Raw genomic sequence first — 20,346 nt, 5'->3', positions numbered from 1 at the left:
ATACCGAAGGAACATCTGATGTCCCGCTTCGACAACAAGACCGTGCTCGTGACCGGTGGCACCGGCGGCCAGGGCTCGAGCCACGTGCGCGCCTTTCACGCGGAGGGAGCGAACGTGGTGATCGGCGATATCGACGCCGAACGCGGCGCCGCTCTCGCCGACGAGCTCGGGACCCGTGCTCGCTTCACCCGCCTCGACGTCACCGACGAGAACTCGTGGACCGCCGCTGTGCTCACCGCCGAGAACGCCTTCGGCGCCCTGAACGTGCTCGTCAACAACGCGGGCGTGCAGAACCCGCCGGCGACAATCGAGAATACCGACCAGGCCACGTGGTCGCGCATCCTCGACGTCAACCTCACCGGGACTTTCCTCGGCATCAAGGTCGCCGCCCCCGCCTTGCGCCGCGCAGCAGGGGGAGTCATCGTCAACATCGCCTCGACCATGGGCGTGGGCGGTACGGCGCACTACGCGCCGTACGTCGCGAGCAAGTGGGCCGTGCGAGGCCTCACCCGAACGGCGGCACTCGAGCTCGGCCGTGACCACATCCGAGTGAACACCATCCACCCCGGCGTGATCGCGACCCCCTTCATCAACGAACCAGCAGCCGGCGCCACCGCGCCAATCGCCGACTTCTACTCACCCGAGCCGTTCGCCATCCCCCGACTCGGCGAACCGACCGACGTCACCCGGCTTCTGCTGTTCCTCACCTCATCAGACGCCTCGTTCATCACGGGCTCGGAATACGTCATCGACGGTGGACTGCTCCTCGGCCCCGCCCTGCAGACCGCGACCGCATGAGCACTCCAAACACGACCGGGTTGACTGGCTCCGCGCGGGACGCGGCTTTATCGCACCTGCCCAACCACATTCGACGAGCCATCGAGATCACCCCCGCCGCGGGCACCAGCGAACGGATCATCGACATCACGACAATGGGACGCCACACCGGCCGAGCACGCCGCATCGAGATCTTCTTCTACCGAGCCGCAGGCGCAACGTATCTGTGTAGCGGCGCCGCCGGTACCGCGACCGACTGGCATGCGAACCTTCTCGCCAATCCCAAATTCACCTTCCACCTCAAGAACGGGATCCGAGCAGATCTGCCCGCATGGGCCACCCCTGTCACCGAGCCAGCCGAACGTCAGGCCGTACTGGCGGAGATCGTCGCGGATCTCAATCAGCCCCACGACCCCGGCACCATCGGGCCGACTCGGCTCGAAGACTGGGCTGACAGTCGGCTGATGCGCATCAGCTTCCGGCCGTGATCGCGGACCCTCGACAGCTAACCTGCTCCCAGGGGCTGGGGTGTAGTCGCGGCTAGACCGGCGCCTCGGCGAGCTTGGGCTCGTCGTCACCGGCCAGCTGCTCGAGCCCGAGCGCGGGACGAGTTGGTGATCGAGCATCCGGGTTCGCGGCGCTGGACTTTCTTGACACAGCCATGAAGGTCGCCCGTTGGGACGCGACTTCAGCGAGGGGCCGAACGAGCGACGGCTTCGATGCCGTCAGGGGCTGCGCCTACATGGGTGTGATCGCCCGGACGACGAGCATGTGCTGTGGGCTCGGGCAGATCAGGTTGTCCCAAGGCAGCCACAGTGATTCGGTGTTGTCGGGCGGGTAGACGCGCAGCGTGTTCGTGCGCAGGGCAGCGCACTCGTTGATCTGCTTGGGATAGGAGATGAACTCGAATTGCGCTGCCCCGCCTGGTGCGAGCGTGACCGGGGCAGGCTGGGGCGCCTGCGGGCCCTGGTCCCGCGCGGCGGGTTCGCCTACCGGCTCTCCGGTGGGGCCGTTGGTTTGCGAGACACCCGGGAACCCTTGCAGGACACAGGTTCGCGAGCTGGAGTTGATGAACCTCAGGAACCAGGTCCCGCCCACCTGGCCGCCGACTCCCTTGTCCAGGCGAAGTTGAGCGGTCACGCATTTCGGAGGCGCGGTGTCGGCGGGAGTCGGCGGGTCTGCGACGGCGGTTCTGGTCGCGGGCACGGCGGTGGGCTCGGGGACGCTGCCGCCGGGCTCGGAGACGCTGCCGCCGGGCTCGGGGACGCTGCCGCCGGGCTCACTCGCGTGCCCCGGTTGGGTGGGCTGCTCGGATTGTGCTGAAGGCAGCGGGGTTCGGGTCGCCTGGGGCGGTGTCGAGGTCGGGTCGCAACCGCTGGCGGTAATGGCGACGCCGGCCGCGAAGCCGGCGACGATCAGTGATTTGATCCGCATAAGATCCCCCTGGAGTTCGGTACTGCAATCGTTCGGTATGCAAGCTGCACATCGAGGTGTGTCAGTCGCCGTTACGTCACGCGTCAGCAAGGAGTTGTGTAATCGGCGGCAAATCAACGCAGTTCGCCGCAGCGTTGTCCGAAACTCCCTGCTCCGGGCACCTTCGGTCAAAGTGTTAACGCCGGGCTGTGCGGACCGTGCCCCAGAAAGTGGGGGCGTCAGAAGTGCCGAGCCGAGCAGGCGCCAGCCGATTTTCAATCCATCGACCACGAGTTCCGCGATCGCTTAGGAGATCCGGTGTGGACGAACTGACATGCCGGGTTGTCCGATGCGTTCGGGGTCATGGTGCTGGACGGTGGGCGGAGAGGTTCTGCCGCTCAGGACTCAATCTCCAGCGAGATCTGCTGATGGAGCAGGTAGGCGTAGTGTTCGTGTCCCCTCCGGACACCAGTGCTGACTCGAGGATGGCGATTTCGGCTCCTGCTCAGGCGTGGTCGATCCAGCGATCGAACAGATCAAGCCTTGCAGGAACTGAATGCCTAGATTGTTGGGCGCGGCGCGCAATGCTAGCAGTTCGCTTCTCGTCTACGTCCACGCCAGGTTGGCCTTCGGCGAACCCGGAGCACACCGACCGTGGCGGGCAAGCAGACAAGCGCCCGCCGCCCAACGTTGGCGTTCGGGACGATCGCCGTGGCGTTTGAGTCGCTTGGCAGGACGGTCCGGACTGTTGCATCCGGCATGACCACGATATCGACGACCGGCACTGCGGCAGCGGGGCTTTCACACCGCGCGGCCTGGCCTGCCTTGCTGACCATGTTCCTCGGCAGCTGCACGCTGGTGACCGCGGAGTTCCTGCCGCCGGGTGTACTCACCGCGCTCGCGAACGACCTTCGAGTGCCCGAGGGGGTGGTCGGGTTGTCGGTGAGTGCGACGGCGCTGACCGCGCTGATTGCCGCGCTCGCGTTGGGGGCGCTTTTCCCGCGGGTGGATCGGCGGACGTTGCTGATCGTGTTGACCATCGCCGCAGCGGTGTCGAATGTTGTTGTGGCTCTTGCGCCGAATATCGCGTTGCTGCTGATCGCGCGACTGCTGCTCGGTGTTGCGGTGGGTGGATACTGGTCGATGGCGCTGGTTGTCGCCTCGCAGCTGGTGGTGACCGAACGGCTCGGTAAGGCGATGATGATCATCAACGCGGGGACCACCGTAGCCACGGTAGCCGGTGTGCCGCTCGGGGTACTGCTGAGCACCTATGCGGGCTGGCGGGCGACATTCGTCGTCGTGGCGGGGGCAACTGTTGCGACGGCGGTCGCGGTACGGCTGATGTTGCCGCCGATCGCGCCCAACGAGGGCATCGGATTCGCGGCGTTCGGTGCCGCGCTGCGGACGCCAGGAGTGGCGCTAGGCCTGGTCAGCGTCGTATCGATCATCGCAGGACACTTCGCCGGATACACCTACATCCGCCCTGCCCTCGACGAACTGCTGCATGCCCGTCCGGCAGTGATCCCGGTGCTACTCGCGCTGTTCGGCGTCGGTGGCTTGATCGGGAACTTCGTCCTCGGATCGCTGGCCGACCGGCGACTCGGCGTCCTGCTGGTAGCGGTACCCGTGGCGATCGGCGTCTCGCTGCTGGTGATCATCGCCGCCGGGGATCTTCCAGTCCTCGGTTACCTTGCCATGCTCGTCTGGGGCGGTGCGTTCGGCGGCATTCTCAATCTCGTGCAGGTGTGGGTATCGCGGGTGCTGCCAGCGCACATGGAGGCAGGCGGCGGGCTGGTCGTCGGCGGCTTCCAGGTGGCGATCATCCTTGGCTCCGCTGTCGGAGGCCGCGCCGTGGACAGCATCGGGCTCACCGCCACCTACGGACTCGCCGCGCTGGCCGCGGTTCTCGGCGGGGTACTGGTGCGGGTATCGCTCACCCGGGCACCGCGCTAGCCGACGAGCAACGAGCCAGTCGCCGCCACTGCGACGGCGTGTGGCCCGTATGCCGCCGGAACGCCCGCCCGAATGCGGTCTCCGACCGGTAGCCGAGGCGTCGGGCCACCGTTCCGATCGGCAGGTCGTTCTCCACCAGAAACCGTTGCGCCCGTTCGACTCTCAGCTTCGTCAGATACCGCCCAGGCGTGGACCCCGTCGCCGCCTGGAACCGGGCGGCGAAACCCGACCGCGATGCCAGTGCGACTCGCGCCAGCGCCTCGACGGTCCACTCCTGCCCGGGATCCGCGTGCATGGCGGCCACCGCCTGCGCCACCCCCGGCTCGTTCACCTTCAACAGCCATCGTTGCGGCGCGCATCCTCGGGTATGCCAGGACTCGATCGCCATCGACGTGATCAACGTGGCGACCCGGTCACCTTGCACACCGAACGGGTCGGGGCACTGCTCGACCAGGTGGCGCATCATCGCCGTGGCCAGCGGCGTCTGCTCGACGAAATCGGTCAGCAGCAGCCGCTGCGGCAAAGCGGCCATCGCGCTGCCGCTGCCGACCGGGTCGAGCCGCACGCGCAGTACCCGGCCCGATGCCAGCGCGTTGATCGCGAATCGGCCGTTACCCGGAACGAACAGGAAATCGCCGCTCGCCAAATCCTCTGTCGCGCTGAGACCTTCGACGCGGACGAGGCCATCGAGTACGACGAGCGCGCTGGGTTCGGCCATGAATTCCCACTGACCCGCCGTCAGCGTGAACTCGTCGCGTCCCGCGAAACGCCACTGCAACCCGGCCAGTACCTCATCGAGGCCGTGCACTCCCTCGACCTGCGTCACCGTGCACCCCCATGATGGAACTCCAATGCGATCACGGTACCAACGGCTGGAGTCATTTCCGCCGTGCGGAGGCGATGGTGGAGTGAATCGAGCGTATGGCGGGCCGGGGTTCGCAGACGTGCCGCACGACTACCCGCAGACACTCGGATCGCCGGATACGCCGGTGTAGAGCGCCCGAACATGCGACCATATACCCCGGTAAGCTTGAAATCAGTTGGGGTGCAACGGCTGTCACTACTTCAGGCAGGGAATCCATCATGACTAATCAAGAACAATGGGAAGCTGCTCTTACCGACGCACAGCGGGCAACCTTGGCGGAGTGGCGGGCACGGGACTTCTCCCAGTCGGCGAACGACGATTATCCAGATCCAGACGATGCCACCAGGTTCATCACCCTCGTGTGGGGTCGGCCCGTGATGACGCCGTGCCCGTTACAAACCAACGGCAAGCGGCAGGTTTTCAACCCAACCCTGAAGGTCTGCGACTTCTCGGAGAACGTCTCCATCGATGACAATCCCGCCTTCAGAGAGTGACGATCGGGTGAGCTGAGCCCGACCGAGCATCCAGGTCGGACGGACGTGCTGGAAACGAACAACCCCTCCGCGTAGCGCGACGGGGCTGGCAACTGTGGCCTTAGCTCGGTATGAGTGAGTCGTGGCTGGGGGCGAAGGGAGGTGCCTTCTCCGGGGAGGGTCGTCGAGGGGTGATGATCAATTGTGCGTGGTTACATGTGCTTCGACGAGGTCGTGATGGTGCGGGTGCACCGATGCTCGTTTGGGATCAGCCGGTCCTGGTTCTGCTGAGGCGGACCGGCGATCGGTCCCGGATTCGCCGCAGGATAGGCTACCGCCGCCGCTATGAAGTGGTTGCGTTTCGGATCTGGGGGGTTAGCGCGTCATGTCGTGCCGTCGAATGGTTTTCGCGGGTTTGCTGGTGGGGGTGGCGGTGGTCGCTGTGGGATGTTCCGACCGTCCGGAGGAGACGGCGGTGACCAGCAGCGCTGCTCCCACCACTACGGTCGCGCCGCGGCCGATGTCCGAATATCTGGTGAGCAATGCCGATACGCCGGAGATTACCTATGTGTTGCCCGCTGCGGCCGATGCTGTCACGCTCGGCACTGTCGGTGTCGCCTCGGGCCGGAACAGCCCGGAGTGCGTGGCGCGCAACGCGGCCATTCCGATCGTCGGCGCCGATCCGCTGGCGGCCGCGCTGGCCCGGGTCGAGACCGCCGACGGCAAGCCCCGCTATGACGTACAGATCGCAGTTCTGAACCGGGTCGTTGACATCGATGCGCTGGCCTCGACCATGCGGGCGTGCCCAGCCTTGGACGTCTCGGTGCGCAATCGCGATGGGTCGGATCAGGCCATTGACTGGGAGGTGCCCGTGGTCAAGGACATCGCCGGGGTTGGTTCAGTGCAGGAGATGTCCTACATCCGGGAACTGGGCAACAAGAGCACCGCAGTCTGACCGCGGCCGCCGTCGTGCGTTTCGTGACGGTTGGCAAGCGCACGGTGGTCGAATATATCAGCGGCAACATTGGCTCCTACCGGCCCGAAATGCCCGCTGAGAGCATTACTTTCGGGGATCGGCTGCTGGCCGCGCAGGTGGCCAAGCTGAAGCGCTGACCTACGGGTGAGAGCCCCTCGGTTGGCCGTCAGCAAGCGTTTCACATGGTCGGGCTGAGCTGGGCGCATCATCGGCTGTCGCGGTTGTCTCTTGCCGATGCCCGCTCAGTTCGCGGACCAAGTGGTGGCGCGAACGGGGTTGCTTGCGTCAGAGGTCAAGGACATGACGATTGCTCGTGGGCCTCGCCGACGACACCGAAATCCCCACCCGGCCACTCGCGCCCGCCACGATGACCGCAATCGTCGCCAATAGGTCGTAGTCGGGTTTCCTCTGGAAGAACTTGGCCGCTACAGCCGAACTTGCTGGTTCGACGATCAACGGGGCTGGATTAAACGATAACGATCGTTGGCGTTGAATCTTCGCGATCGGACCACGCATCGGCAACGGGATGCATTGGCGTGCAAGCGATCTCGTCGGCGGTCCGCTCGGTAGGCCCGAGTCGATGCATGCATCAAACGAGAACGATCGTTTGCGTTTGCCCGTCGGAGTCGTTAGGCTTGCTACGTAACGAGAACGATCGTTTGTGTTAGCCGGATCAGGTCGCTTCCTTGCTTGCCACGCATGGGCGGATCTCGCTCGAGTGGGCACGAGGGGCGGCCGTCAGTCCCGAGGAGGGCGTCATGGCGTCGGCATCAACCATTCCGGTTCTACCCATCCAGACCGAGGTGCTGATCGTCGGTGCCGGTCCAGCGGGCTTGACGTTGGCCGCGAGCCTGCGGCTGTTGGGTGTGGATCATGTTGTGATCGACCATAATTCGGCGATTCAGTCAGGGAGCAAAGCGGCGGCGGTGCAGCCGCGCGCGCTGGAGTATCTCGACCGGATCGGTGTCAGTGAACATCTTGTCCAGGCCGGCGTTCGGGGTCGCGGGTTCTGTGTGCACGACCGCGAAAACACGCTGCTGAGAGCCTGTTACGACGATCTCGATACGCCGTACCCCTATGTCCTGCTGATTTCTCAGCAGGACACCGAAAAGCATTTGCTCGAGCGTCTGGCTCAGTTGGGTGGCATGGTCCACCGTGATCACCAATTCCTCAGTGTCACTGACGATTTCCCCGGCATCGTGGCAACGATCAGCGGGCCCGACGGTGCGCTCCGTGCGATCTCGGCGCGCTACCTGGTCGGCTGCGACGGCGTGCACAGCGCGGTTCGGACGGCAGCAGGCATCGACTTCCCCGGTGCGGCGCCCGAGCAGTGGTTCGCCATCGCCGACGTGCATTTGAGCGGCGCTCCAATGGTCAAGCAGGACACCACCTTCTTCCTTTCACCGGCGGGCATGCTGCTCGTCTCGCCGCTGGCGGGCGGGCAGTACCGCATCGTCGCGCCGACGCCGGATCGCTCGGCACCGAGGCCCGCCGATATCGAGCGGCTGCTTGTCGATCGTGGGCCGCGCTCGGCCGATGTCCGGGTAACGGAGCTGGTGAGCGCCTCCACCTACCGTGTGCAAGAACGCGTCGCGCAACGCTTCCGTGCCGGGCCGATCTTCCTGGTCGGCGACGCCGCGCACACGCATAGTCCGGCGGGTGGGCAGGGCATGAACACCGGCATCCAAGATGCGGGCAACCTGGCGTGGAAGCTGCAGGCCGTGCTCAACAGGTTCGCGCCGGATGAACTGCTCGACAGCTACCACCGTGAGCGGCACCCGGTCGCCGCCGGACTCGTCGCCTTCACCAGCCAGTTCGCCAAATTGGCCACCGTGCGCGACCCGGCGGCGGGCCGACTCCGCAACGAGGTCCTCGCCGCGGCCGCCGCTGTACCAGGCGTGACCGAGTGGATTGCTGCCAAGCTCGCGCAGCTCGATATCGGCTACACCGAGCCGTCGGATCAAGGTGTTCATCGTGTCGGGCAACGGGTTTCGCCGACGATCGTGCCCTCGACCGGACTGCGCTGGACCCTGGCCCTGCCCTACGGAATCGAACCGCGCGTCCCCATCGAACCCGACGTACTCGCGGTGCGGCAGATGCGAGAACTGGACACCGCGTTGCTGATACGCCCCGACGGCTACCTCGCAGCGCACGGCGCACCGGCCGACGTGGCCGACCACCTGCTCCCTTATCTGCTCAACACCCGAGGATAGGAGATTCGGAGATGTCCGCAACAACCCTCATTCGCCAGGCCGCGGTGTTCGACGGCACGCGCCTGCTGTCGCGCCGAGATGTCCTGATCAGCGACGCGGAAATCGTCGCGGTCGGCAGCGACCTGCCGGTACCGGCCGATGCCACCGTCATCGACGGCACCGGCCGGACCCTGCTGCCCGGCCTGATCGACGCGCACACCCACACCACCAGCGTCGGCCAGCTGCGCCAGGCCCTGGTTTTCGGCGTCACCACCGAGCTGTGCATGGGTGGTGACGCCGCCACTTCCCGTCGCGTACGTGCGGTGGCACAGACTCGGGACGACGTGGCAGATCTGCGCATCGCCACCGTCGGCGCGACCGCGCCAGGCGGTCATCCCGGACAACTGGTCGAGATCGGCCTGTTGGCTCCGTTTCCCACTGTCGCGGGACCGGAGTACGCGGATGCCTTTGTGGCGCAACGGATCGCCGAGGGAGCAGACCACCTCAAGATCTTCATCGAGGACGGCACCGTCATCGGGCACGCGATGCCGACACTGAGCTCGGAGACGATCATCGCCCTCGTCGAGGCCGCCCACGCCCGCGGACTGCGCACCGCAGCACACACCTGGACGCGCAGCGCCGCACAGCAGGCGATCGCCTGTGGCGTCGATGTCCTGGCGCATGCCCCGTCCGACGGCCATTCGGATCAGGAGTTGGTCGAGGCCGCCGCGGCAGCGGGGAAGTTCGTGGTGCCGACGATGACGACCTTGGCCGGAATGAGCCTGACGCCAGTGGAATTCGAGCTGGCCGAGGATCCCAGACTGCGACCCTACGCCGACCCGGACTGGCTCAGCGCCCTCGAACACGTCCGGACCACCGAGCCTGCTCAACGTGTCGGACCGATCGCGGTCCAGGCGATGCACGGCGCGGACGCCGCGGTCCGGATGTTCCGGCTCGGCGTGCCACTGCTGGTCGGCACCGATGCCACCGGCGGTGCGGATCACCCGACCACCCACGGCATCAGCTACCACGGGGAACTGGCGCTGCTTGTGCGGGCCGGGCTCACCCCGGCCCAGGCGCTGACCGCGGCAACCTCCACTGCCGCAACGGCTTTCGCGCTCGAGGATCGTGGCCGCATCGCGCAGGGGCTGCGCGCGGATCTGCTGCTCGTCCGAGGCAATCCGGTCGAGGACATCACCGCTTTACGCGACATCGACACGATCTGGCGGCGCGGGGTCCGCGTCGACCGTCGCGCCACACTTTCCGCAGCGGAGTTGGTTCGATCATGACCACCGCTGACCTCCCGGCGCCGCACGGGATCCACCACATCAAGCTGCCGGTCACCGACCTGGCGCGCAGCACCGACTGGTACAGCGCTGTCCTCGGCGCTCGCCGCATCGCCGAGCTGGATCACCGCCGTCGCGACGGCACGCTGTTCGCGGTGATCCTCGAGGTGCCCGGACTGCCCGGCCGCCTGGAACTGCGGCTGGATCCGGCGACGGCCACGGCCTTGAACGGCTACGACTTCCTCACCCTCGCCCTCGCGGATCGGGCCGGTCTGGACACGATGATCACCGCACTGGACGCACTCGGCATCGACCATTCCCCACCGGTCGTTGCGCTGGCGGGCTGGTTGCTGGTGGTCCCCGATCCGGACGGACTCTGGCTGCGCTTCTACACCACCGAGCCACACGGACTCGGCGAAGCGGCGGTGGAATTCGACTCACCCTGGGTCGGCGCCAGCGCTCGCACCGAACCTGTTGGCGGCGAGGACAACTCGACAGTCTGCACCGTCGCGCGACTCGAAGCGCTACCCGGCCATGCGGAGGAAGTGCTGTCGCTGATGCGCACGGTGGCCACGGCGACCCGGCAGGAGCCCGGCTGTCTGACCTACCGGTTGCATCGAGCCACCGACGACCCGAACACGATCGTGGTCTATGAGTCGTGGGCCGACCAGGCGGCCATGGCCGCGCACCATCGGACAGCGCACATGGACCTGTTCAAGAAGTCCGCCGCCGATCTGGTGAACTGGCCGCCGCAAGCACAACTGCTGACGCCGGAGACCTAGCCGCACAGCAGAATTCGGGTCAGCGGGAAGTGGCGAGCCCGCTGATACCCGCGATCAGTCGTTGCGCCGAAGTGCCGTCGCCGAGATGCTCGAGCACGATCAGTCCGGGCATCAATGTGGTCAACAGTGCGGCGACGGCATCGGTGTCGGCGGTGGCGACGATGTAGCCCTCGGTCCGCCACCGACGGGCCAGTTCGGCGAAGTTCGCCTGGGTGCAGCGGTAGTAGTCGCGGACCAGTCCGCGCATCTGCGGGCGTCGCAGAGCCTCGGTCCATGCCTGCATGGCCAACTGCGACAGGTCGTAACCTTCGTGTTCGCCCCGTCGGTGCAGGGCGTCGACGAGCACGGTCACCGTTTGATCGGGGGTCGGCGTCGGCTCGGTAGCAACCAACTCGTCGAACAGGGAGCCGATGAGTTCGAGCGCCTCACCGGCGGTGGCGTCGATCAAGTCGTCCTTGCTGGGGAAGTACCGGTAGACCGCACTGATGGACAATCCGGTCGCCGCCACGATCTGGTCCATCGAGGTCGCGTGGAAACCGTCGCGCGCGAAGCAGGTCCATGCGCTGGTCAGCACATGTCGCCGCCGCTGGGCGAAGAGTTCGTCACTGATCCGCGGCATGATCGCAGTCTAAAACAAGAACGCTCGTTCGCGGGCCGAGCACGGTGCGACCAAGACTAGGGGGAAAGTCCCACCGAGTAGGCAGTGTGTGGGAAGTTGGATCCCCGAAAGCGGTGGACTCAGCAGCGAACGGACTCAGCGACCAGAATGGCCAGTGTATCCGCGCTGTCCGGTGCGGCGGTGCCGACAAGGAGTTGCTGTCCGGGCGCGTGCTGCACATCGAAGGCCTGATAGATCAGTTCGAGTCGGCCGCATCGTGGGTGGTCGAACGTTTTGGCCTTGCGGCCCAAACCCTGGACGTCGTTGTCGTGCCACAGTGCCGCGAATTCGGTGCTGGTGGCCAGGAGTTGGTCGATCAGCGCGACCGTCCGGACGTCGCGGAGGTGGCCAGTGGTCAGCCGTAGCGCGTGGACCGCGTCACGGGCGACGGCTGGCCAGTCGGCGAACAGGGTCCGGGCGGCTGGATCGTGGAACAGCGAGAACATCATGTTGCGGGGGTCGGCCAATGGTTCGAGCAACGCGTCGGCGACAGCATTGGCGGCGAGGATGTCGAGTCGGCGGTTGACGATATAGGCGACCGCGTTGGGGAAGGCGTCCATGAGACGGCGTAGTTCGGGGTCGACCACGTCTTGTTCGGCGGCCACTTCGGGGCGTGGGAGCAGACCGGCGAGCCGGAAGACATGCCAGTGCGCGTCGGCGTCCAGGCGTAATGCCCGCGCGATCGCGTCGATCATCTGCCCCGACGGTTTTGTTTCTCGCCCCTGTTCGAGCCGGGTGTAGTAGTCGGCACTGACACCGGCCAAGACAGCGACCTCTTCGCGGCGCAGACCTGAGACGCGCCGTGGACCGGCGACCGGCATACCGACCTGCGTGGGGGTCAGCCGGGAGCGACGGGTGCGCAGAAACTCGCCGAGTTCGTTGCCGGTCATCACCACATCCTACGACGGCCGTTCCTGGGTTCCGCACACCCAGGAAGCCACGACCTGGGCTTATCGCCAGCCAAGCCGCATGCTCGATACCGGCGGTGGAGCACCAGCGCCGAAATGCCGAGACAAGGGGTCATTGTGGGTGCGGTGTCGAGCAAGGTTGTCCTGATCACCGGGGCGAGCAGCGGAATCGGCGCGGCGATCGAATACGCGATCGCTCAGCCGCCCGAGGTCGACGTCAACGAAATCGTCGTCCGGCCGACGGTCCAGGGCTGACCCGTGACGATCACCGAGGAACAAGTACAGGCGTGGGTCGACCGATATGTGCATGCGTGGAATACCAACGCGGCCAAAGACATCGCAGCACTGTTCAGCCCGGACGCGGAGTATCACGAATGGCCCTACCGCACCGACTGGATCGGCCGTGACGCCATCGTCGATGGCTGGCGCGGCCGGCAGGAATGGCAGCGGGGCGGGTGGAATTTCGAGTGGTCGATCCTGATGATCACCGGAGACACCGCCGCGATCGGCGGCACCGGACACTACAAAGAACTCGGCGACTTCGCCAACCTGTGGACCGTCACGTTCGACAACCGCGGCAAATGCACGATGTTCCGAATGTGGAACAACCAGCTGTGAATCGGTCACGAAACAGCGGCTATGTCGGTGCTCGACACAATAACGAGGTGGTCCGGGGCGCTGGTTTGGCAGACTTGTCGTCGCCTGCTTGATCGGGCCCCATCGAATTCGTGAAACCCGCAAGGCGATGTCGATGCCCAGCGAGGCCGGCTTGCCGAGTGGATTCGGAACGTCAGAGCCATCTCAACGAGAGGAACAGCAATGCAGCTCCGCAGGACAGCGGTCACCCTCGTCATCTGGACTCTCGCATTCGGCGCGCTCACTGTCGCTGGCACGGCCACCGCCGCCCCGCAGCTCAGTTGCGGCGACGCCATACGGCAAACCCGAGCCGATCTGAGCCAAGCTGGTGAGCCGACAGACCGAAACGACTACGAAGGCGTCCGAGCGGCCGCGGTGACGGCTCGGGACAAGGACAACGGCACCACGCGCGACGTGTTCAGCAAAGACATCGATCAACTGGACCAAGCCTGCAAATAACGGCGACTGCCAATCATGTGCCAGCACAACTAATTCGGTGCGTAGTTGGCTGGCCCGTCGATACCAGGACCGCGCCACCCAGCCAATCCGGCAGGCGCTCGCCGAGATCCATCCCGCGCATGGATATGGCGCGGTTTCCTGGCCGACATTGATCGTCGCCGACTCGATGGATAAGGTGAGTCCTGTTTCTACCGCTCGCGCGCTGCACGATCAGCCGCTGTGTTCTCGGCTGGAGCTGGTCGGGCAAGGGGGACACCACCTTCCGCGACGGATTCCGGAGATCGTCGCTGCCAAGATAGGTAACTTTGTCGAATCGTTGGACTGACCCGGTGCGCGCAACAGTGCGGGGTGCGCGGGTCGGTGTGCACGACAGATTCCGGGCGTATTTACAGTCGGACGGCGTATCGGCGCCTGCGCCACCGTTGATCGCGCCGGATCACGGGCTGTGGCGACGCATAGTCGATGAGGTGCGATGGTCGTTCGCCCCGCCGCGGTACTGGCTCGAAGGTGTCGGCGCCAACGTAGTCCTGTCGCTGCTTTACCTGCTCATCGCACCGCTGGCCGGCAGCACCACGCATCGGCATGGGCTGGTGGTGCTGGTCGGTACCTATTTCGCCACGTTCATCCTGGCCGATGTGACTACCACGAATGTGCTCGGACTCGACGCCGAGCGGGTGCGATCGAGTATGGCGGGCGGTATGTCGTTGCGCCGGATCCTGCTGACCAAGAACCTGGCGTTGCTGGTCATCGTCGGCCTGCCGACCTTGATCTTGACCGCGATCTTCACCGTGGCAGATCAATCGTGGAAGGCGCTGGGTGTGACGTTGCCGGACATGGTATTACCGATTCTGGCGTGGCTCGGCGTCGGCAATTGCCTGTCCGTGCTGCTGGCGGTAGAAACCAGGACGCTGGTGCGGCGCTGGCGTGAACGCTTCAGCTGGCGGACGGTCCTGTGGATATTTCACCTGACCCTGCCCTATGGCCTCTACTATCTGGTGGCTCCGATCGACGGCACGCAGCGCGAAGTTCTGTTCCGCTTGGGGCGACACGTCAGCCCGTATGCGCGTTCCGGTCTGCATTCCCTTGTCGGGCTTGCCGTCTGGATCGTCGGCACTGTGCTCGCTCTGCTGATCGTGCGTTACCGCGGCCTTTGGGTGTACTGAGCCACACCACTTTCGGTTGGTTGTCGTCCGGCTCGACAAGACAGCGGTCGGCTCAGCGGATTCCGAGGTTCAACGGTCCTGGGCTCCACCATCCGGGGCGACGGGTGGGGGTGATGTCGAGGTGGGCTGGTGTCGCGGTCGCGTCGAGGGGGACGAGTCGCTCGATGTGGCCCCAGTCGCGTTTCCAGTCGTCCTTCAGGTAGGAGGGCAGCGTTTCGGATCGGGTCAGGAGTTGGGTGTAGCCGAGGACGCCTCCGGCGTCGTGAGCTTCCCAGTTGCCGGTCACCATGGCGCCCGAATAGTCCGGGGCAATGCGGTATTCGGGTATTTCGGCGACGCCGTCGCGATGCTGGAATGGTTGTTGGCACGGGAAGTGCAGGCCGACAAGCCAATCCAGCAGGACGGGGTCGGTGTGGCCGACGAGCGCGTCGAGGGTTCGCAGGTGCGGCACGCGCGGTGGTGTCACGGCCACCCACTGCGTGGGGTCGGAGCTGTCGACCACGGCAACGATGCGTACCACGTCCGCTTCGGAAGACAAGTGCCGCAATGGGATCCGCAGATTCCGCCAGGATGGTGGGAGCCCGCTCACATCGTCGGGGGCGATCGCGCCGAGAGCTCGCACGCCGCCGTCGCCGCCGGTGACACCGTATTCGAGGCGCACGTTCGCGCCGCCGACGGCGACGTTGTCGACATCGGTCGAGGCGATACGCCCGGCAGCGGTGATGGTGACGAGCTCGCCGCGGCTGCCGCTCGCGTCCGGTATCGGCAGCCGATACCAGTCGGAGATCAGCTTCTTCGTCGGCGCGGCCGGGCCGCCGTAGCTGCCGAGGATGGGGGTCATCGCCGGATCCAGGGCGTAGGGCAACGGGATTGTGCTGCCGTTGATGCCGGGTTTCCCTGGCGTGCCGGAACCGCCGCTGCCGCCGGTCGCGGAGCTGTTCGCGCCGGCCACGGTTTTCCCGACGGTTCCGCTCGCCGCGTCGGAGGGATCGGGGGTCAGGTCGTCGAGGTCGACACCGTCGGGGGTGAATCCGGACTCGGCGCTCGCGCCGAGCGCGGTGCTCGGATTGCCTGAGAGCGGTTGTAGCAGACCAGCATTCGGATCAGGTTCGACGAGGACGGCGTCGGCCAGTCCACACGGTTTGCCGACAAGGGCCGAAAAGTTCGATGTCGCGGGCGAATACGCGGGGTACCGCCGCACGGCGGCGTAGCCGAACGAGACGACCTCGAAGGCGATCATCAGCGCCACGGCGACGGCCAGCACAGGTATCCGTCGTCGCGAACGGCGTCGGGTCCGGCGGAATGGTTCACGAATGTGGAACCAGCCCGCGAGCAGCGCCAAGGCCACGGCTCCGGCCAGCGCTGCCGTGCCCATCGAGATGCCGTGCACCGCAACGGGTTTGTCCCACCAAGGAACACCGTAACCGGCCACGTACCACCAACCGTTCTCGCTCGCCAGCGCGAGGGCGAGCACTGCGCCGGCAGCGGCGGCGACCATCGTTGCGTCCCGCGCCGATCGCATTGACCGGGGCCCCACCGCGACGACCGCGACCACCGCGACGGCGCCGGCGAGCCCGGCGAACACCCCGAAATGGTGGGTGAATTTCGTCGGCGTGAACGCCATCAACGCGACAGCGCCGACGGTGGTGCCGACGATCCGCCGCGTCGGTCCGGCCGCGAGCCCCGGAATCCGGCCCTTCCGGTACAGCAGCGCCGACACCGCAACGGCAAGGGCGAGGAACATGAACAGCACCGCGAACCGGCGCGCCACCGACCCGTCCGGCGTCGACTGGAACAGCAGCCGGTACCTGAAATACTCGTCGTACCAATGGAACTCGGGCCCAACGACGGTGTGCGTCTGCCACATCGTCGTGACTTCGGACACCGGCAGTCCGGCGAACACGATCGTCAGCACGACCAGACCCGCCGCCGCGGCAGGCGCAAGCACCGCCGCGAAGCCCGACGTCCTTGCGCGCGCGACGACGAGCTGCGCCAGCGGGCGAGCGCCGGCCACCAGCGCCGCGAAACAGATCAATCCCGCCGGGTTGGTCACCAGAGACAGGGTGGCCGGAATCAGCGCGGCGACCGCTGGCGTCAGTCGTCGGGTGGCCAGCGCCCGCTCCATCAGCAGCCACGTCAGCAAAACCCCAAGGGCGACAGGTGGTTCCGGCCGAAGGCCATTGTTGTAGGGGAGCCAGAACGCCAGCAGTGCCCCCGCGCCGGCCCAGAGCGCGGCCCGCTCGGTCCGCGCGGCGATGCCGAGTCGCGGCACGATTTCGCGGCTGATCAGCAGCCAGCACAGCACGCCCGCGATGAGCTCGGGCAACCGCAGCACGATGCTCGCGGTCGAGACCCGGGCCAACAGCTCGAACACGTTGTAATAGGGGAGCCCCATCGGCGACTCGGGCACCCCGAAGTACGTGAAATAGTTCGCCAGATAGCCGGCATGCCCGAGGGCGCGGACCATTCCGTATACGTAGCCGTCGTCGGTGGTGCCCGCGCCGATGAAGTACCACAGCACCAGAATCCCGACGACCACACCATCGATCGGCCGCGGCCGCCACCTGCGCCACCGCGCCGCCCGACGGTGTCGGCGGCCGTCCAGGCGATCGAGCCGATACACGGCCACCAGCGCCAACGCGGTCGCCACCAGCGCACCGGCAATCGCACCCAGTTTCAACACCGTCGGCGAGGTGGTGAACCGCGAATCGATCAGCACCCGCACCTGCATGCCCGACGGCGCCGAGCCGGTCAGATCGGTGAACAACCCCACCAGCTGTGGTCGGTAATCGCCTTCCAGCACAACCGGATTGCCGCCGAGATCGACGGTGGTGCGGGCGCTGTCCGCCGAGATCATCAGTCGGCAGTCCGGGGGTAGCTCCGCGACCGCGGTATCGATCAACGTGCGATCACGTAACACCACCTGCAGTCGATTCCCTTGTGTCACTGCGACATCCAAGCCGTAGCGGCGCGCGGCACCGGATGCGGGCGGCACCGTGGACAGCAGGGTCGCACCCTGCGGACCCGGGGCGTTGATCACCGCGCACGGGACCTGAGCGTCCACCCGCAGCGGCGAGTACGACAGCAGCGGGGCAGTGACATTCGCCAATCGCGCCTGCGGCCACGAGAACGAAGCCTGTTCCTGGTTCACCGGCAGCAGCGGTACCGACACCGCCAGAAGCGCGCCGACCGCGCCGGCCAGAATCGCGATGATCCGCCACCGTCGCCCGGTGCGTGGTATGGCGATGTTGACTTCGTTCATGGTGCGGTCCTACTGCGGATTCGGATATTCGACGAGCTCGACGAGCAGACCGGTCGCCGGGCCCAGATGGACAAAGGCGATCCGCAGCCCGTCCTGCCCGCCCTGCCTCGGCTCGCTGTCCACCAGCACGGCGCCTCGGTCCCGGAGGGTGCGCAGCGCCACGTCGATGTCGTCGACCTCGAAGGCGATGTGGTGCAAGCCCGGACCCTGGCGACGGAGATGTCCGCTCACCTGGTCGCCCGGCTCGGCCGGTGCGACGACCTCGAGCGCGACGCGATCGCCAGCGCAGTGCCAGAACTGGCAGGTGACGCCGTAGGTCCGCACGACGTCCGTCGCGTCCGGGCGCATGGTCAACCTCCGCAGACCGGTCGCGGCGGAGTCGAGGTCCGGCGCGACCAGGCCGACGTGATCGATGCGGCGGATCATCGGACGGCCAGTGCGTCGGAGATCAATGCGGACAGTTGGCCGACGTCGGTGACCGCGAAATAGGCCCGCAGATCCAGCTGTACGCCGAAGGCGTCCTCGATATCGGTCAGCAGGCGCAGTGCGACGAGGCTGGTCCAGTTGTCCAGGCTCTCGAACTTCATCGCTGTCGTGATGCCGGGGTGCTCGGTGACCCGCTCGACAAGATCGACAAGGTCGACGGTGATATCAGACATCGGCGGGTTCCTCGTTTCGGTTCAGGGTGATCCAGTGCGGTGTGCGGGAGCGCGCGGCGGTCAGGTCGAGCCCGTACCGCGCGAGACCATCGGTTTCGTCGAGCAGGTCGAATTCGGTGACGAGGCCGCCCGCGGCCTGATTACGGTCACCGGACCGGTACAGCACTTGCAGCTCGCGAACTCCATCGCCGCGCGCGGCATCGATGAGATCGGCAAGCACCGCGTATTCGATGCCGCGGGAGAACACCCGGCAACTCATCACGAAGTTCTCGATAAGCCAGTGCTCCGGACCCTTTGCCACCCAGACCGCGCCGACAAGACCCTCGCGGCCGAATCGGTCCTCGACCTCGAAGCCGAGCACCAGATACGCGGCGGCACTTGCCATCTCGCGGGTGCGGTGCTCGGTATGGGCGCGCGGGTTGAGGTTGAACTGGTTGGTGCGCAGTCCGAGCTGGATCAGCCGAGGCAGGCTGAACTCGTCGGCGGGTGCGACCCGCACGCGCAGGTCGAGCCCGGCCAGATAGTCCTCGGCGGAGGCGAACGACGCGGCGAACTCTTCGCGGCCTGCCCGGGACCGGTACAACGACGTGCGGTCCCGGTCGGTGGCGACCGTCGCGAGGGCACCGAAGAACTGGGGTTCCAGCAAAGCCGAGCAGTACCGTGCCGGGTCGCCGTCGAGGTGCACGACGTCGATCTCGGGAATCTGCTCGCGGACCAGATCGCATTCGAACGGGCTGTCGTCGGCGAACACCACGCTGTCCAGCCCGATGTTCAGGGTCTGCACGATCTGGCGGATGTTGTGATCCTTCCTGCCCCAGTTGGCTATTCGCGCGACGAAGTCGTCGGACCGCAGGACCAGCTCGGGATGGGTGGCGAATACGTCATCTACCGCCGTCTGCTCGTTCTTGCTGCACACCGCGAGCAATACGCCCTGGCTGCGCAGGGCGGCCAGCGACTGTTGCAGGTGGGTGTAGCAGTTGCCGGGGTAGCGCCCACCGATCTGGATTCCCTCGGGGCCGTCGTCGCCGAGGACACCGCCCCACAGCGTGTTGTCCAGGTCGACGACCAGCAGCTTCTTGGCGAGTCCCGCGGTCGCCCGGCAGAACGCGGCCGCCTCCCGCGCATATGCCAGTTCCACGGCGGGCGTCCATGCCATCCCGGCGAAGTGGTACAGGCGATCGTCGCGCACCGGGCCGGGGTGGTCGCTGAGCAGCGCTTCGAAGTCGAGGACGTACACCGAGGGATGCCGCTCGGCCAGCCCGAGCAGCCGTCCGTTCAGCTCCCGCCATCGGCGCCCGAGTTCGGCCCGCCCGGCGAAGCCGATCACCGTGCGCTGCGCCGGCCGCGAGAGTGGAACCGTGTGCAGCACAACCGCGCTCGCCGACCGTACGGCGAAACCGGCCACCGCCTGTTCGAGTAGGGCGGATCGGTCCGTGATCTGCTCGGCGAGCACGGAAAGCTCGGCGGGATCCCACCGCTGCGGCAGCAGCGCGTGGTCGTGCAGTAGGCACAAGGTGACGTCCGGGTCGAACCGGGACAGGTCCGAGTCCGGATCGCTCAATTGCGCAAGCAGCTGGTCGAATCCGCTGACCTGGATCTGCGGCTCGATCCCGCTGTGCAACAGCTCGACGCGCAGCATCGGCGCGACATACTCGGCGGTGAAGGTCGCGGCGATCGCGACCCGCAGTGGTCGCAGGGTGCGGCCCTCGGGCGTCATGCGCGCGGTGGGGACATCGGCCAGCAGGCGGCCCGCATCCCGTTGCGCGGTGGGTAGATTCAGCTCCAGCAGTGCGCCGAGCGCGTCGAGCAGGGTCGGGTCCGGCGCCGCGTCCGGGTTTCGGGTCGCTCGGATTCGGGTCAGGATGTCGTGGGCGTTGTGCATTG

Annotated in this window: 23 protein-coding genes; 14 read left to right on the top strand and 9 right to left on the bottom strand. The window is 66.4% G+C overall.

From position 1 onward, the window contains the following. Nucleotides 1–18: 18 nt before the first annotated feature. Nucleotides 19–798, top strand: a complete 780-nt coding sequence (locus OG203_RS06775) for a glucose 1-dehydrogenase (protein ID WP_405164806.1) — start codon at nt 19–21, stop codon at nt 796–798. Beyond that, nucleotides 795–1,265, top strand: coding sequence for a nitroreductase/quinone reductase family protein (locus tag OG203_RS06770; RefSeq protein WP_405164805.1), 471 nt, complete (start codon nt 795–797; stop codon nt 1,263–1,265). Before OG203_RS06775 ends, OG203_RS06770 begins: the two co-directional genes overlap by 4 nt. A gap of 52 nt (nt 1,266–1,317) precedes the next feature. Here the strand turns inward: OG203_RS06770 and OG203_RS06765 are convergent, their stop codons facing one another. Together OG203_RS06765 and OG203_RS06760 are read right to left on the bottom strand one after the other, a co-directional pair. After that, nucleotides 1,318–1,440 carry a hypothetical protein gene (locus tag OG203_RS06765; RefSeq protein WP_405164804.1) on the bottom strand — a complete coding sequence of 41 codons (123 nt, stop codon included), beginning with the start codon at nt 1,438–1,440 and terminating at the stop codon, nt 1,318–1,320. A gap of 75 nt (nt 1,441–1,515) precedes the next feature. Then, entirely contained in the window at nt 1,516–2,211 is a 696-nt protein-coding gene (locus OG203_RS06760; protein ID WP_405164803.1) for a DUF4232 domain-containing protein, read from the bottom strand. A 738-nt stretch (nt 2,212–2,949) separates the two neighbouring features. On the opposite strand from OG203_RS06760, the gene OG203_RS06755 reads away from it, so the two are divergent. Further along, nucleotides 2,950–4,143 carry an MFS transporter gene (locus tag OG203_RS06755; RefSeq protein WP_405164802.1) on the top strand — a complete coding sequence of 398 codons (1,194 nt, stop codon included), beginning with the start codon at nt 2,950–2,952 and terminating at the stop codon, nt 4,141–4,143. Here OG203_RS06755 and OG203_RS06750 read toward each other — a convergent pair. Beyond that, complete coding sequence (locus tag OG203_RS06750; protein WP_405164801.1) at nt 4,124–4,969, bottom strand: helix-turn-helix domain-containing protein; 846 nt, start codon at nt 4,967–4,969, stop codon at nt 4,124–4,126. The two genes, OG203_RS06755 and OG203_RS06750, sit on opposite strands and share 20 nt — an antisense overlap. Before the next feature lie 257 nt (nt 4,970–5,226). Here OG203_RS06750 and OG203_RS06745 point away from each other — a divergent pair, with 257 nt between their 5' ends. From OG203_RS06745 to OG203_RS06720, 6 genes are all read left to right on the top strand, one after another. Beyond that, entirely contained in the window at nt 5,227–5,502 is a 276-nt protein-coding gene (locus OG203_RS06745; RefSeq protein WP_405164800.1) for a chitin binding peritrophin-A domain-containing protein, read from the top strand. A gap of 379 nt (nt 5,503–5,881) precedes the next feature. Next, entirely contained in the window at nt 5,882–6,436 is a 555-nt protein-coding gene (locus OG203_RS06740) for a hypothetical protein (RefSeq protein WP_405164799.1), read from the top strand. A gap of 23 nt (nt 6,437–6,459) precedes the next feature. After that, complete coding sequence (locus tag OG203_RS06735) at nt 6,460–6,594, top strand: hypothetical protein (protein WP_405164798.1); 135 nt, start codon at nt 6,460–6,462, stop codon at nt 6,592–6,594. Nucleotides 6,595–7,215: 621 nt separating this feature from the next. Continuing rightward, entirely contained in the window at nt 7,216–8,670 is a 1,455-nt protein-coding gene (locus tag OG203_RS06730; protein WP_405164797.1) for an FAD-dependent monooxygenase, read from the top strand. A gap of 11 nt (nt 8,671–8,681) precedes the next feature. Further along, nucleotides 8,682–9,938: an amidohydrolase family protein gene (locus OG203_RS06725; protein ID WP_405164796.1), complete on the top strand. Its 1,257-nt coding sequence runs from the start codon at nt 8,682–8,684 to the stop codon at nt 9,936–9,938. Continuing rightward, nucleotides 9,935–10,717, top strand: coding sequence for an antibiotic biosynthesis monooxygenase (locus OG203_RS06720; protein ID WP_405164795.1), 783 nt, complete (start codon nt 9,935–9,937; stop codon nt 10,715–10,717). The genes OG203_RS06725 and OG203_RS06720 overlap by 4 nt, the downstream gene beginning before the upstream one ends. Nucleotides 10,718–10,736: 19 nt before the next feature. Here the strand turns inward: OG203_RS06720 and OG203_RS06715 are convergent, their stop codons facing one another. Further along, complete coding sequence (locus tag OG203_RS06715; protein ID WP_405164794.1) at nt 10,737–11,336, bottom strand: TetR/AcrR family transcriptional regulator; 600 nt, start codon at nt 11,334–11,336, stop codon at nt 10,737–10,739. A 119-nt stretch (nt 11,337–11,455) separates the two neighbouring features. Then, entirely contained in the window at nt 11,456–12,265 is an 810-nt protein-coding gene (locus tag OG203_RS06710) for a helix-turn-helix transcriptional regulator (RefSeq protein ID WP_405164793.1), read from the bottom strand. 144 nt (nt 12,266–12,409) lie between these two features. On the opposite strand from OG203_RS06710, the gene OG203_RS06705 reads away from it, so the two are divergent. From OG203_RS06705 to OG203_RS06685, 5 genes are all read left to right on the top strand, one after another. Then, nucleotides 12,410–12,538, top strand: a complete 129-nt coding sequence (locus OG203_RS06705) for a hypothetical protein (RefSeq protein ID WP_405164792.1) — start codon at nt 12,410–12,412, stop codon at nt 12,536–12,538. 3 nt (nt 12,539–12,541) lie between these two features. Next, nucleotides 12,542–12,901, top strand: coding sequence for a nuclear transport factor 2 family protein (locus OG203_RS06700; protein ID WP_405164791.1), 360 nt, complete (start codon nt 12,542–12,544; stop codon nt 12,899–12,901). A gap of 201 nt (nt 12,902–13,102) precedes the next feature. Beyond that, complete coding sequence (locus tag OG203_RS06695) at nt 13,103–13,378, top strand: hypothetical protein (RefSeq protein WP_405164790.1); 276 nt, start codon at nt 13,103–13,105, stop codon at nt 13,376–13,378. 37 nt (nt 13,379–13,415) lie between these two features. Continuing rightward, nucleotides 13,416–13,703: an alpha/beta fold hydrolase gene (locus OG203_RS06690; protein ID WP_405164789.1), complete on the top strand. Its 288-nt coding sequence runs from the start codon at nt 13,416–13,418 to the stop codon at nt 13,701–13,703. A 4-nt stretch (nt 13,704–13,707) separates the two neighbouring features. Then, nucleotides 13,708–14,541, top strand: a complete 834-nt coding sequence (locus tag OG203_RS06685; protein WP_405164788.1) for a hypothetical protein — start codon at nt 13,708–13,710, stop codon at nt 14,539–14,541. Between the two features lie 52 nt (nt 14,542–14,593). On the opposite strand, the gene OG203_RS06680 is transcribed toward OG203_RS06685, so the two are convergent. Genes OG203_RS06680 through OG203_RS06665 form a run of 4 tightly spaced genes read right to left on the bottom strand, consistent with a single transcriptional unit; the run spans nt 14,594 to nt 20,344 of the window. After that, nucleotides 14,594–17,803 (bottom strand): arabinosyltransferase domain-containing protein, encoded by a 3,210-nt coding sequence (locus OG203_RS06680; protein WP_405164787.1) that lies wholly within the window; start codon nt 17,801–17,803, stop codon nt 14,594–14,596. 9 nt (nt 17,804–17,812) lie between these two features. Beyond that, a complete protein-coding gene (locus tag OG203_RS06675; protein ID WP_405164786.1) occupies nt 17,813–18,229 on the bottom strand; it encodes a VOC family protein in 417 nt (138 codons plus the stop codon). Next, the gene (locus tag OG203_RS06670) at nt 18,226–18,462 is read right to left on the bottom strand and encodes an acyl carrier protein (protein WP_405164785.1); all 237 of its coding nucleotides are present in this window, start codon (nt 18,460–18,462) and stop codon (nt 18,226–18,228) included. Before OG203_RS06670 ends, OG203_RS06675 begins: the two co-directional genes overlap by 4 nt. Continuing rightward, on the bottom strand, nt 18,455–20,344 hold the full coding sequence (locus tag OG203_RS06665) for an HAD-IIIC family phosphatase (RefSeq protein WP_405164784.1): 1,890 nt from the start codon (nt 20,342–20,344) through the stop codon (nt 18,455–18,457). Before OG203_RS06665 ends, OG203_RS06670 begins: the two co-directional genes overlap by 8 nt. Nucleotides 20,345–20,346 lie beyond the last annotated feature (2 nt).

It is taken from the genome of Nocardia sp. NBC_01499 (assembly GCF_045040275.1).
GTDB lineage: Bacteria > Actinomycetota > Actinomycetes > Mycobacteriales > Mycobacteriaceae > Nocardia.
This window is presented reverse-complemented; position numbering and strand designations above follow the sequence as displayed.

What these genes read in the sequence shown, in the direction of transcription:
- OG203_RS06775 (WP_405164806.1), top strand. Translation starts at nt 19, where the DNA reads ATGTCCCGCTTCGACAACAAGACCGTGCTCGTGACCGGTGGCACCGGC.
- OG203_RS06755 (WP_405164802.1), top strand. Translation starts at nt 2,950, where the DNA reads ATGACCACGATATCGACGACCGGCACTGCGGCAGCGGGGCTTTCACAC.
- OG203_RS06695 (WP_405164790.1), top strand. Translation starts at nt 13,103, where the DNA reads ATGCAGCTCCGCAGGACAGCGGTCACCCTCGTCATCTGGACTCTCGCA.
- OG203_RS06770 (WP_405164805.1), top strand. Translation starts at nt 795, where the DNA reads ATGAGCACTCCAAACACGACCGGGTTGACTGGCTCCGCGCGGGACGCG.
- OG203_RS06725 (WP_405164796.1), top strand. Translation starts at nt 8,682, where the DNA reads ATGTCCGCAACAACCCTCATTCGCCAGGCCGCGGTGTTCGACGGCACG.
- OG203_RS06665 (WP_405164784.1), bottom strand. Translation starts at nt 20,344, where the DNA reads ATGCACAACGCCCACGACATCCTGACCCGAATCCGAGCGACCCGAAAC.
- OG203_RS06715 (WP_405164794.1), bottom strand. Translation starts at nt 11,336, where the DNA reads ATGCCGCGGATCAGTGACGAACTCTTCGCCCAGCGGCGGCGACATGTG.
- OG203_RS06675 (WP_405164786.1), bottom strand. Translation starts at nt 18,229, where the DNA reads ATGATCCGCCGCATCGATCACGTCGGCCTGGTCGCGCCGGACCTCGAC.
- OG203_RS06740 (WP_405164799.1), top strand. Translation starts at nt 5,882, where the DNA reads ATGGTTTTCGCGGGTTTGCTGGTGGGGGTGGCGGTGGTCGCTGTGGGA.
- OG203_RS06760 (WP_405164803.1), bottom strand. Translation starts at nt 2,211, where the DNA reads ATGCGGATCAAATCACTGATCGTCGCCGGCTTCGCGGCCGGCGTCGCC.
- OG203_RS06680 (WP_405164787.1), bottom strand. Translation starts at nt 17,803, where the DNA reads ATGAACGAAGTCAACATCGCCATACCACGCACCGGGCGACGGTGGCGG.
- OG203_RS06670 (WP_405164785.1), bottom strand. Translation starts at nt 18,462, where the DNA reads ATGTCTGATATCACCGTCGACCTTGTCGATCTTGTCGAGCGGGTCACC.
- OG203_RS06710 (WP_405164793.1), bottom strand. Translation starts at nt 12,265, where the DNA reads ATGACCGGCAACGAACTCGGCGAGTTTCTGCGCACCCGTCGCTCCCGG.
- OG203_RS06730 (WP_405164797.1), top strand. Translation starts at nt 7,216, where the DNA reads ATGGCGTCGGCATCAACCATTCCGGTTCTACCCATCCAGACCGAGGTG.
- OG203_RS06720 (WP_405164795.1), top strand. Translation starts at nt 9,935, where the DNA reads ATGACCACCGCTGACCTCCCGGCGCCGCACGGGATCCACCACATCAAG.
- OG203_RS06765 (WP_405164804.1), bottom strand. Translation starts at nt 1,440, where the DNA reads ATGGCTGTGTCAAGAAAGTCCAGCGCCGCGAACCCGGATGCTCGATCA.
- OG203_RS06745 (WP_405164800.1), top strand. Translation starts at nt 5,227, where the DNA reads ATGACTAATCAAGAACAATGGGAAGCTGCTCTTACCGACGCACAGCGG.